13 protein-coding genes are annotated in these 11,360 nt (G+C 59.3%); 7 read left to right on the top strand and 6 right to left on the bottom strand.

Features of this window, described 5'->3' with window-relative positions:
- Position 1: 1 nt before the first annotated feature.
- From I8E17_RS18410 to I8E17_RS18390, 5 genes are all read right to left on the bottom strand, one after another.
- Positions 2–733 (bottom strand): CpaD family pilus assembly protein, encoded by a 732-nt coding sequence (locus tag I8E17_RS18410; protein ID WP_112722893.1) that lies wholly within the window; start codon positions 731–733, stop codon positions 2–4.
- Between the two features lie 53 nt (positions 734–786).
- On the bottom strand, positions 787–2,319 hold the full coding sequence (locus I8E17_RS18405; RefSeq protein ID WP_112722892.1) for a type II and III secretion system protein family protein: 1,533 nt from the start codon (positions 2,317–2,319) through the stop codon (positions 787–789).
- A gap of 14 nt (positions 2,320–2,333) precedes the next feature.
- On the bottom strand, positions 2,334–3,149 hold the full coding sequence (gene cpaB, locus I8E17_RS18400; RefSeq protein ID WP_113366772.1) for a Flp pilus assembly protein CpaB: 816 nt from the start codon (positions 3,147–3,149) through the stop codon (positions 2,334–2,336).
- Between the two features lie 171 nt (positions 3,150–3,320).
- A complete protein-coding gene (locus tag I8E17_RS18395) occupies positions 3,321–3,824 on the bottom strand; it encodes a prepilin peptidase (RefSeq protein ID WP_112722890.1) in 504 nt (167 codons plus the stop codon).
- 88 nt (positions 3,825–3,912) lie between these two features.
- Positions 3,913–4,104 carry a Flp family type IVb pilin gene (locus I8E17_RS18390; protein WP_112722889.1) on the bottom strand — a complete coding sequence of 64 codons (192 nt, stop codon included), beginning with the start codon at positions 4,102–4,104 and terminating at the stop codon, positions 3,913–3,915.
- Between the two features lie 404 nt (positions 4,105–4,508).
- Here I8E17_RS18390 and I8E17_RS18385 point away from each other — a divergent pair, with 404 nt between their 5' ends.
- The 7 genes from I8E17_RS18385 to I8E17_RS18355 all read left to right on the top strand — a co-directional run bounded on the left by I8E17_RS18385 (position 4,509) and on the right by I8E17_RS18355 (position 10,003).
- Positions 4,509–4,937: a pilus assembly protein N-terminal domain-containing protein gene (locus I8E17_RS18385; RefSeq protein ID WP_112722888.1), complete on the top strand. Its 429-nt coding sequence runs from the start codon at positions 4,509–4,511 to the stop codon at positions 4,935–4,937.
- Positions 4,938–5,091: 154 nt separating this feature from the next.
- A complete protein-coding gene (locus tag I8E17_RS18380; protein WP_219511247.1) occupies positions 5,092–5,700 on the top strand; it encodes a TadE/TadG family type IV pilus assembly protein in 609 nt (202 codons plus the stop codon).
- Between the two features lie 14 nt (positions 5,701–5,714).
- Entirely contained in the window at positions 5,715–6,287 is a 573-nt protein-coding gene (locus I8E17_RS18375; RefSeq protein ID WP_069611357.1) for a TadE/TadG family type IV pilus assembly protein, read from the top strand.
- 128 nt (positions 6,288–6,415) lie between these two features.
- Positions 6,416–7,636 carry a phosphopentomutase gene (locus tag I8E17_RS18370; RefSeq protein WP_113366774.1) on the top strand — a complete coding sequence of 407 codons (1,221 nt, stop codon included), beginning with the start codon at positions 6,416–6,418 and terminating at the stop codon, positions 7,634–7,636.
- Positions 7,633–8,601 (top strand): adenosine deaminase, encoded by a 969-nt coding sequence (locus I8E17_RS18365; RefSeq protein ID WP_113366775.1) that lies wholly within the window; start codon positions 7,633–7,635, stop codon positions 8,599–8,601. The genes I8E17_RS18370 and I8E17_RS18365 overlap by 4 nt, the downstream gene beginning before the upstream one ends.
- Positions 8,602–8,722: 121 nt before the next feature.
- The gene (gene upp / locus I8E17_RS18360; RefSeq protein WP_015338410.1) at positions 8,723–9,352 is read left to right on the top strand and encodes a uracil phosphoribosyltransferase; all 630 of its coding nucleotides are present in this window, start codon (positions 8,723–8,725) and stop codon (positions 9,350–9,352) included.
- Positions 9,353–9,478: 126 nt separating this feature from the next.
- The gene (locus I8E17_RS18355) at positions 9,479–10,003 is read left to right on the top strand and encodes a TIGR02281 family clan AA aspartic protease (RefSeq protein WP_113366776.1); all 525 of its coding nucleotides are present in this window, start codon (positions 9,479–9,481) and stop codon (positions 10,001–10,003) included.
- A 47-nt stretch (positions 10,004–10,050) separates the two neighbouring features.
- On the opposite strand, the gene deoA is transcribed toward I8E17_RS18355, so the two are convergent.
- The gene (gene deoA / locus I8E17_RS18350) at positions 10,051–11,358 is read right to left on the bottom strand and encodes a thymidine phosphorylase (protein WP_113366777.1); all 1,308 of its coding nucleotides are present in this window, start codon (positions 11,356–11,358) and stop codon (positions 10,051–10,053) included.
- Between the last annotated feature and the right edge of the window lie 2 nt (positions 11,359–11,360).

The following is an 11,360-nucleotide window of genomic DNA, read 5'->3' as shown; positions in this document are numbered from 1 at the left end:
TTCAATTACCGCTACCGAAGCCGCCGACCGTCGCCGTGCTGGTCGGGGTTGAGCCGCTGCGATAATCGCTGATGACCTTGCTGCGCTGATCGGCATCGATCGGAGTCATCGCGCGCGGCGAAACCAGATCGGTCGGATTGGCGACCTGCGCTGCCAGATTGTGCTGGGTCGCACAGCCGAAATTATAGTAGTTCTGATTGTCGAATGCGTTGTCCGAAAGGTCGTCCGGCCACTGGCCGCAGGCGTTGGTGGCCGCCGTCGTTGCGGTAAAGCGCAGGCGGATCGGCGCGGCATCGCCCGGGCCGCCGGCCGGGTAATAGCTGTTGACGATTCGCGCCGACGGAATACCGTTCGTGACCAGCTCCCGACGGATTTGCGAGTTGAGCGCCGATGCGGCGAAGGCATTTGGCGATTGCCGCGGCGACAGGATTTCCACCGTGCCGCTTGCATGGGCGCGATAATCCTGAACGAAACCGCGAACCGTATCGCGCATGCCTGTTGTCAGGTGCCGGTCACTGGCCGCGACCGGTATATCGACGCTATGCTCCTTTTCGGTGAGCACGATGGGATGCCGTTGGCGATAGTCATCCCTGATGGCGCTCGTCGTCATGCCATCTGGGGAGCCCGCGCAACTGCTGACCGCCGATATCAGCGCCAATGTCGGGAGGATCAGCATCGATCTTGAAAAACGAGGCCCGGCACCGCCGGGTGTATTGCGTTCGAGGCTGGCCATCTCTTGCTCTCTCGTTGACCTCGTTGAAAAGGTTGGCGTCATGGTCCCGCTCCTCACTTGTAGATGAAGCCGACTGTGCCGTGGAAATCGGCATCGGCGACCGGCGGACCATCCTTGCGGCCGTAGATCTTGTTGACACGGTTCATGAAGAAGACACCGGCATCGTTCGTCGGAGAAAAATTGTCGTCGGGGCGGGCAAGCTTGTCGCGCGCTACGGGGCGCACGAGATAGGGTGTCGCGATAATCACAAGCTCGCTCTCATCCCGCTGGAAGCTCTTCTGACGGAACAGGGCACCCAGGATCGGAATCTTCGATGCACCCGGCGTTCCCGAGGTCGTCTGCTGCACGTTATCGCTCAGCAAGCCGGCAAGCGCGATCGATCCCCCGGATGGCAGCTCGACCGAAGTATTGGCGGCACGCTGGTTGTAGGTCGGGGTGGATGACGATGCGACCGGTTCCGAGACCTGGGTCTGCACATGCAGGCTGATGCGGCCACCGGCCAGGACCACAGGCGTGAAGGCCAGCGTGATACCATAGGTATAGGGCGTAATCGTCGTGTTGCCGTCCTTGTCGGTCGTGGAATAGAGCGTCTGACCACCGGAATTGAAGGTAGCAGCCTGTCCGGAAATGGCGGTCAATGTCGGCTCCGCCAAGGTGCGCACGGCACCTGCCTGCTCGAGAGCATTCAGATAGGTGCTGATATTGTATTTGCCGAGCGCATATTTGAAGAGTGTCGAAATACCACCTGCGCCGGTAGCGTTTGTGGGATCGCCGTTTACCCCCAGGAAATTCGTGGTTCCGCTGTTTCCGATATTGCCGAGTTGAGCAACGCCCAGGCCGGAGGAATTGCTGACCAGGTTGTCGAAACCAATCTGCTTCAGGACGCTGCGCTTGATTTCGGCGACGGTCACCTTGAGCGTCACCTGATCCTCGCCTTCAATCTGCAGCATGTTGACGATCTGGGAGGTCTGCCGCCCTTCGGCGAAAATGGCGACTGCGTTGTTGTCGCCGCTGCCGGAGGCGGTCTGGTTTCGTGTCGTCGCTTCGCCTCCCTTGAGGAAGGCCTGGGCGAGCTGCTGTGCGCGGATCGAATCCTGCGGCGTGCGCACGATGCCGGTGAGGACGATGTTGTCGGAGATGATCTCGACGTTGATATCGGAGTCCGGGATGAAGCGCTTGATGTTATCCTGCAGGCCAGCAATATCGCGCTCGATCTGGAGATCGAGGCTGACGATCTCCTTGCCGTCGGCGCCGAAGATGAAGATGTTGGTCTGGCCGACCGTCTTGCCGAAAAGATAGATGCGGCGCGAGGTCCGCGTCACCGCATCCGCCATCTTGGGATCGGAGACAAGGATGTCATGGGCGTCGGCGGGCAGATCGACGACAAGCGCCTTGTTGAGACCAAGCTTCAAAGTGCGCTTCGTGCCGAGGCCGGCTATTGTGACGATACTGTCCGAGCCGCCCGCAAAAGCCGTGGGCGTGCGCAGAAAGGCCGGAACATTCGCCAAGGGCAGGCCGGCAAAGGCGACCGAGAAGGAGAGGCTTACGGCAAGGGGGAGGCTGGCTTTTTTGCTTGTCTTTAACATGGTCTGGCCCCTTCTCATTGCGGTTTCGGCCCGCTTGGGCCGTCGGTTACGATCGCTCCCGATTTGATGACCTGGATCATGCTGCCGCCATTGTCCCCGGCCAGCAGATAATCGGCGGCCGTCGTATCGGGCTGCTGCGCATCGGCAACGGAGCGCAGTGCCAGCGTCAGGCGATCGGCCATCTGATGCGCGACCGCCAGGACCTTCGTCTGATCCGGCGTCAGCTCCAGCGTCGCGGTTGCCCCAACGACAGCTTTGCTTCCGTCCTGCTTTTCCTCGATCTGCTGATCGACCGCCAGAACGCGAACGTTGCTGAGCACGGTTTCGGTGACGAGCTGCTGCTGCGAACCCTTGCGCACCATGATGACATCGACGCGGTCATTCGGAAGGATGAAACCGCCTGCGCCGGTGGCAACGGAAATCTCGGTGGCGACGGCGCGCTTGCCCGCCGGCAGCAACGAAGAAAGAATACGGCTGTTGGAATCGGCGACCTTTTCCTCGCGGATCGGCTCGCCCTCGAATATCGGCAGGCGAACAACGGCACCGGTCAGATCTTTGAGTGCATTTGGGCGCTCGCGTTCAGTGATGAGACCTTTGACGATGCCGCTTTCCGGCCAGGGCATCCAGTGGATCGATTGCTCGTTCAGACGCGAACCGACGGGCAGATTGGCACCGGCAACGAGGACATTGATCGTCGCCTCCTTCTCCACCACCGCCGCAATCTGCTGGGGAACGATATCGCGCGAACCAGCCAGGCGCATCGCGAGCAGACCGGCCATACCGGCTGCGGCGGCTGCCACTGCGAGGATCATTATGCGAGCGGGTTTCATGGTCATTCCTTGAGGAACAGGATTCTTCGCCCTGCAGAATGACCGGCAATTGGTGTAATTATGGTTAATGCGTGGTTACATTTATTGTTATTTAACCATGATTACTTGGCGTATATTAGCGTTCTCTTTCAAAAATACACCTATACTCCTTCGTTAAGGTTCGGAGTACTTTTACGTCGCTGCCGCCAGAAGAACCGCCGAGGAGGGAAAGGCGAGCATCCCGCCAATCGCGATGGCGATGGCGTAAGGGATTTTTTTGGCACCCGTCAATGAGTGCGGCAATGGCAAGCCCATAGCCATGATGGTGACGGCCTGCGATCTCAGCAGGATGACCAAAACAGTGACTGCGCCGCCGATGAATGCGACGTAAACCAGGAACTCTATGAGAGAGGAATCGAACCCGAACCAAAGCGCAGCCGCCGCAAGCAGCTTCGCGTCGCCGCCGCCCATGATGTTCAGTGCGAACAGCGTAAAGCAGGCAAAGAACACAGCACCCGCACCGGCAAGATGCATGGCGATTTCCGCAAACGACAATCCCAAAACGGGCGCCAATACCAAGAACGAGATTGCGAGCGCTAAAGATACGCGATTTGGGATCGTCATGGTCAGCAGATCAGAGATCGCTGCGATCGACATGCAGAGCGGAAAGATCAATAATACCGCAGCCTCCAGCATGCCAAATCCTCTCTACATGCGCAATATCGGAAACCGCTCATTTCATTGAGCGATTTCCGAAAAATACTAAGCCTCTAAGGCGAATATTTTACTTGGTACCAATGCCGGCGCCAGAGTGGTTCATCTGGTCAGAAATGTTCTTGAAAGTCGTGCTGAGCGTGCCGCCCAGCGTCGTTGCACCGGTGATGATGGCGACCGAGATCAGGGCGGCGATCAGGCCGTATTCAATTGCGGTCGCGCCGGATTCATCTTTCAGGAAACGCGAAAAAAGCTTGGACATAAGTTTAACTCCACTTTGTTGACAGCACGTCCGCCAACTGTTGCCGTTGATCGGATGAGTTGCACGGTAGCTTCCCGCCGTTTCCATCGCTTTAAAGAATTAGGTTAATGTGCAGTAAATACAAAAGCGAAAATAGAATAGTTAATGTGACTTGCATGTTCTTCTTTACGTTTTTAAAGAAAATCTTCAGCCAAATAGAAATTATTAGATGCATGAATATTAGTACGATATACGATTCGTCTCGAATTAATACACGATCTGCGGAAGAAGGCGACGAGGAGGGTCAGCGTGGGACACGCTGCGCCATAATTACATGTTAGAAGGCGAGTTTAATCGTTCATTCACCATTCTTTCCCATTCTATCCAGAAATTCTTTTCACTATCGCTTTCCACGAGGCCAAGCCATGCCAATCGGCGGCAGAACAGCATTCCTTGCCGGCATTGTCGCCATGGCCGGCATGACGCCACAGTTTTCACACGCTGCCGGAGAAAGCATGCTGCGCGTCTATATGGATCACGCGCGGGTGTTGAAGCTGGATCGCCCTGTTAGCAAGGTCATTGTCGGCAATTCGCAAGTCGCCGATGCAACGGTGGCCGATCCGAAAACCATCGTGCTGACCGGCCGCAGCTTCGGGACGACGAATATCATCCTGCTCGATACCGACGGCAATGCCATCGTGGACGAGCAGATCCTGGTATCGATCGACGAAGGCAATACGGTCCGTGTCTTCCGCCAGACGGATCGCGCCGTGCTGTCGTGCACGCCCAATTGCGAACAGCATGCCCAGCAGAACAATACGACGACGACCCCAACGGCTGCAGCCGGACAATAGAAACATTCGATAACTCAAATATTCTAAAGTACTTTCAAAGAATAGAGCAGCAAACGATAATCCTTGTTTCCTCTAAATATGAGGAGAGAAGAGAAACGGATTATCAAGAAAGCAATTCTAGTGTCGTCCGCGTGTAAATCGCCGCGGACTTCCCATGACGCCAGATAATACCCCTCACGCCAATACAGGCCGCGCACGTCGTAGTGCCCGAAGCGGCTTGCGTGAATTCGTGCGTTCTCGGGACGGGACAGCAGCGATCGAATTTGCCCTGCTTGCGATCCCCTATTTTCTGATCGTCTTTGCCATTATCGAGACCTTCGTCGCCTTTACCGCGGAGCAAGTTGTCTCAAACGCCGTCGACACCCTGTCACGCGAGATCCGGACCGGACAGATTACGGCAGCCAATACGACTTCGCAGCAGTTCCGGCAGGCATTCTGCAACGAGATTGCCGTGCTCATTACCTGCTCGTCCTCCGAATTACAGACGCCGGCGAACCTCTATCTCGATGTGGAGAGCTATTCGAGCTTCGCATCCATGCCGACGACGATCCCTCTCAACTCCTATTCCGATCTCAGCACTACCGGATTCACTTTTACCCCCGGCGGCGCCAAGTCGCTGAACATGGTGCGCGCCTATTATCGCTGGCAGATCATAACGGATCTGCTGCGCCCCTATCTTACCAACGTACATCCAACCAACGGCTCGGCATCAGTCTATCTCATTGTCGCAACCGCAGCCTTTCAGAACGAGAATTATCCGTGAGCGGCCTCAAGAGCATGATCGGGAAAGAAAGTGCGCGCCTTGGCATACTGAGACGCTTCGCTCGCGACAAAGATGGCGTCGGCGCGATCGAATTCGCCATTCTTTTTCCCGTATTGCTGATGCTCTATCTCGGTGCCTTCGAGCTTACCGTCGGCCTCAATGCCTCCAAGCGCGCCAGCCGCTCGGCGGGATCGATCGCCGATATCGTCTCGCAGCAGCCGTCGGTCACCAAGTCCGTGCTTGCGGGCATGCCTTCCGTTGCCGGCGCGATCTTCGCGCCCTATAGCACGACGGGCCTGACACTGAAGATCACCGGCATTGCGATCGACACGGCCGGCAAGGCGACGGTCGCCTGGTCCTGGGCGCAGGACGGAACCAGGCCGTATACACCAGGCTCCACGGTCACGGTGCCGGCCAACATGAACCAGGCGAGCACATTCCTTGTCCGTAGCGAGCTTGCCCTGCCCTATCAGCTCCTCAGCTTCGGCGCCAATTTCCTGCCAAGCGGCACAAACCAGATCACCATCAGCCGGCAATATTACTACCGGCAGCGCGTCGGCACTTCGATCAGCTGCAGCGACTGCTGAAAACGCCGAGGAAAGGCGCCTGACGGGTGCTTTCAAACGGAAAATTGCCAAGTCGATGCCTCCGTTATATGGGTGACGTCCAATAACCCGGAAGACCTGCCGGGTGACGGCATTCTATCGGGTGATCTATGGCGCGCGCCTTTCTCTTCGTTCTGGATTCTTTCGGTGTAGGCGGCGGCCCCGATGCGGCGAGCTATGGTGACGAGGGCGCCGATACGCTTGGCCATATCGCCGAATTCTGCGCCGCTGGCGCGGCCGATCGCGAGGGCCTGCGTCGGGGCCCATTGACATTGCCGATCATGTCCGGCCTCGGCCTGCTGGAGATCGCCAAGGCGGCGACGGGCAATTATCCCGCCGGCATGCCTCTGCCGGAAAAACTCTACGGCCTTTATGGCTGCGCCAGCGAAACCTCCCGCGGCAAGGATACACCATCGGGTCATTGGGAGATCGCCGGTACGCCCGTCATGTTCGACTGGGGTTACTTTCCGGCAGAGGGCGATGCCTTTCCGCCGGAGCTGGTGAAGGCCATCTGCGAAGCCGCCGATCTGCCGGGGATTCTCGGCAATTGCCATGCATCCGGCACGGATATCATCGCCAAGCTTGGCGAAGAGCACATCCGTAGCGGCAAGCCGATCTGCTATACGTCGTCCGACTCCGTCTTCCAGATTGCAGCACACGAACAGCATTTCGGGCTCGATCGGCTGATCGGCCTCTGCAAGATCGTGCGCTCCCTGCTCGATTCTCACAATATCGGCCGCGTCATTGCCCGCCCGTTCGTCGGCGAGACCGCAGCGACCTTCGAGCGGACCGGAAACCGCCGCGATTTCTCCGTGCTGCCGCCGGAGCCGACGCTGCTCGATCGTCTCGTCAAGGCAGAGCGCGCGGTGCATGCCGTCGGCAAGATCGGCGATATCTTCGCCCATCAGGGCATTTCCAGGGTCATCAAGGCCAACGGCAACATGGCGCTGATGGATGCGACGCTGAAGGCCATGGACGAAGCCGAGGATGGCGATCTGGTTTTCACCAATTTCGTCGATTTCGACATGGTCTATGGTCACCGCCGCGACGTGCCGGGATATGCCGCAGCACTCGAGGCGTTCGACGCGCGGCTGCCTGAAGTGCACAAGAAACTGAAGGCGGGCGATCTCGTCATCCTGACCGCCGATCACGGCTGCGATCCGACGTGGCGTGGCACGGATCACACACGCGAGCGCGTGCCCGTCATGGCTTACGGGCCAGGCATTCGATCCCGTTCCATCGGCGTCCGTCAGACCTATGCCGATATCGGCGAGACGGTTGCGAAACATCTGGGAATTGCGGCGGGGCCGCACGGGAGGAGCTTCCTTTGACATCGCATTTGAAGAAAGTGGAACTGCATTGCCATCTGGAAGGCGCAGCTCCACCGGCATTGACGCTCGCACAAGCAGAGAAATACGGGGTCGACACCAGCGCCTTCCTCAAGGACGGTGTTTACCTCTGGAAGGATTTTGCCGAATTCCTCCTCTGCTACGACAAGGTTTCCGAGGTCTACCGCACCGAGGAAGACTATGCGCTGCTGACGGAAACCTATCTGGAAGAGCTGGCCGGCATCGGCACGATCTATAGCGAGCTCATCGTTTCGCCCGATCATGGCGATCGCATCGGCCTCGGCGCCGACGCCTATATGGCAGGCATTTCCGCCGGCATCCGTGCCGCCAAGGCAAAGACCGGCATCGAGGCTCGGCTGATCGTAACCGGCGAACGCCACTTGGGGCCCGAGCGCGTCGTGAAGGCGGCGGAATATGCCGCCAAGAGCGACAATCCGCTGATAACAGGCTTCAACATGGCCGGCGAGGAGCGCATGGGCCGCGTCGCCGACTACGCCCGCGCCTTCGATATCGCCCGAGAGGCGGGACTTGGCATAACCATCCATGCCGGCGAAGTCTGCGGCGCATTCAGCGTCGCCGACGCGGTGGATCTGGTGCGCCCGCAGCGTATCGGCCATGGCGTGCGCGCCATCGAGGACACGGATCTCGTCAAGCGCCTTGCCGATCTCGGCACCGTGCTGGAAGTCTGCCCCGGCTCCAATGTCGCGCTCAACGTCTTCCCGGACTTCCAATCGCACCCGCTGCGCAGGCTGCGTGACGCCGGCGTGAAGGTGACGATAAGCTCCGATGATCCGCCCTTCTTCCACACCTCGCTGAAGCGCGAATATGAGCTGGCATCGTCGGCTTTTGGCTTCAGCGACGACGAGATCGATGCCATGACCCGCACGGCGATCGAAGCGGCGTTCGTGGACGAGGCGACACGGGCGACGTTGCTGGCGAAGCTCTAAATGCTCAGTTAAGGCCCCATATTGGGGATGAAATCTCCAAAAGTGGCCTATTTTCTTGCACCTGAAGCGATTTCCGTGGAAGAACCATCTCATATCACGGGATTACTGGAAGGCTGAAACCATGGACGGCGTCACTGTCATCGATCACCCGCTTGTGCAACACAAGCTCACAATCATGCGCAAGAAGGACACGTCGACGGGAAGTTTCCGCCGGCTGCTGCGCGAGATTTCGACGTTGCTCTGTTACGAAGTGACGCGCGACCTCGAACTGACCATCGAGACCATCGAGACGCCGCTGCAGCCGATGGATGCGCCGATCCTCGAGGGCAAGAAGCTGGTCTTCGCCTCGATCCTGCGCGCCGGCAACGGCCTGCTCGAGGGCATGCTCGATCTCGTACCCTCGGCGCGCGTCTCGCATATCGGCGTCTATCGCGATCACGAAACGCTGCAGCCGGTCGAATATTACTTCAAGGCGCCCGAGGATATCTCAGAGCGCTTGATCATCGTCGTCGATCCGATGCTGGCAACCGGCAATTCTTCGATTGCCGCGATCGAAAAGCTGAAGGAGCGCGGTGCCCACAATATCCGTTTCCTGTGCCTGCTCGCAGCTCCGGAAGGCATTGCCAATTTCCGCAAGGCACATCCGGACGTGCCGGTCTTCACGGCCGCCATCGACAGCCATCTCAACGAGAAGGGCTATATCGTGCCCGGTCTCGGCGATGCCGGAGACCGCATGTACGGCACGAAGTAAATCCGCTATTATACTTTTTATTGAGCCCAGCAGTTACACAACTGCTGGGCTTTTTATTGATTGCATTAGCGTCCTTTCAGCACACTTGGCCTATAGATGGCATGGCCCGCAGGAGGGGCCCTGCCGATGCTCGTTCGTGTTCTTGCCTTTGCCGGTGTCATCGCCGTTGCGGCGGCCCAAGTGCCGATGCTGGTAAGCAGCTATAGCGAACATGCCGCGAAACCCGCACCGGTCGAAGCGGTTTCGCTTGCTCCGCCGAAGGCGGAAGCTCCCGTTTCCTATGGCAGTGTTCAGCTGCGCGCCAATGCGGGCGGCCACTACGAAGGCGATTTCACCATCAATGGCCGCTCCGTACACGGGATGATCGATACCGGCGCGACCTATGTGGCAATGAACGAGAGCACCGCGCGCAGCCTCGGCTTCAGCGGCGTCGACCTCGACTATCGCTACACGGTCCAGACTGCGAATGGCACTTCCAAAGTCGCCTACATCAAACTCGACCGCCTGGAGATCGGCACGATCCGCGTCCGCAATGTCGATGCCGTGGTGGCCAAGGACAGTGCGCTCGGTACGACGCTGATCGGCATGAGCTTCATGAAGAAGCTGAACTCTTTCGGGGTTCAGAACGGCAATTTGCTGCTGAAGCAGTAAGACAATCGACCTCATGCGCGCCGCTTACGCCTATCTGGCTGCGTCCGTCAGATCCTGCCGAGGATGACGGGCGACAAAGCCGGCGCCGCCTCCACGAGGCGATAGTTGGCCGAAAGATCGGCCACTGCCTTCTCCGCGCTTGCCTCGTCCGCCGCGTGTACGGTGGCGATGCGGTCACCTTTGCTCACCTCCGTACCGAGCGGCAGGATGTCGCTGAAGCCGACGCGATGGTCGATCCTGTCCTGCGGACGACGGCGGCCGCCGCCGAGATCGATGACGCTCATGCCGATCCCCCGCGCATCGCAGGCGCCGAGCCAGCCATCGGCAACAGCCAAAACCGGCCTCTGCACCGGCGCGCTCACCAGATAGCGATCCGGACGCTCAAGCAGATCGGCCGGACCGCCAAGGCCATGCACCATACGGCCAAAGGTTTCCGCCGCCTTGCCGGATACCAAAACCTCGCGCGCCTTGCCCTCCGCCTCGGCAGAGTTTGCCGCAGCACCGGCTTGAACCAGCATTTCAGAGGCAAAGGCGAGGACGACCGTCTCTAGCCGCGTACCTGCCTCGTTACCCTTCAGGAAGTCGAGGCAGTTCTGAAGCTCGACCACGTTGCCGGCTGCATCGGCCAAAGGCTGGTTCATGTCGGTGATCAGGGCAGAAGTCTTGACCCCACCGCCATTCGCCACCTGCACGAGCGAGCGCGCCAATGTCTCGGCCTCTTCTAGCGAAGTCATGAAGGCGCCGCTGCCGATCTTGACGTCGAGCACCAGCGTTTCCAGCCCGGCCGCCAGTTTCTTTGACAGGATGGACGCGGTAATCAACGGTACGGAATCGACGGTCGCGGTGACATCGCGCACCGCATAGAGTTTGCCGTCCGCGGGGGCCAGCGCGCCGGTCTGGCCGATGATGGCGCAGCCGACTTCCTCGACCACCTTGCGGAAACGTGCCGCATCCGGGGTGATCGCGTAACCGGGAATGGATTCCAGCTTGTCGAGCGTGCCGCCGGTGTGGCCGAGACCGCGGCCGGAAATCATCGGCACGGCGAGACCGCAGGCGGCCGCAATGGGCGCGAGCATCAGCGAGACATTGTCGCCGACGCCACCTGTCGAATGCTTGTCGGCGATCGGCCTGCCGATGCCGTCCCAGGAGAGCGTATCGCCGGAGCGGGCCATGGCGAGCGTCAGCGCCACCGTCTCCTCGCGCGTCATGCCGCGAAACCAGACGGCCATGGCGAAGGCGCCGATCTGGCTTTCCGCCAGTTCGCCGCGCCCCAATGCGCCGATAAACGCATCGATATCGGCGGCCGAGAGGGTGGCGCCGTTACGCTTCTGGCGGATGATCTCCTGCGGGATCATGG

This window comes from Rhizobium sp. AB2/73, assembly GCF_020871915.1.
Taxonomy (GTDB): domain Bacteria; phylum Pseudomonadota; class Alphaproteobacteria; order Rhizobiales; family Rhizobiaceae; genus Rhizobium; species Rhizobium dioscoreae.
The sequence above is the reverse complement of the archived record's forward strand: the minus strand, read 5'-3'. Positions and strand labels throughout refer to the sequence as shown.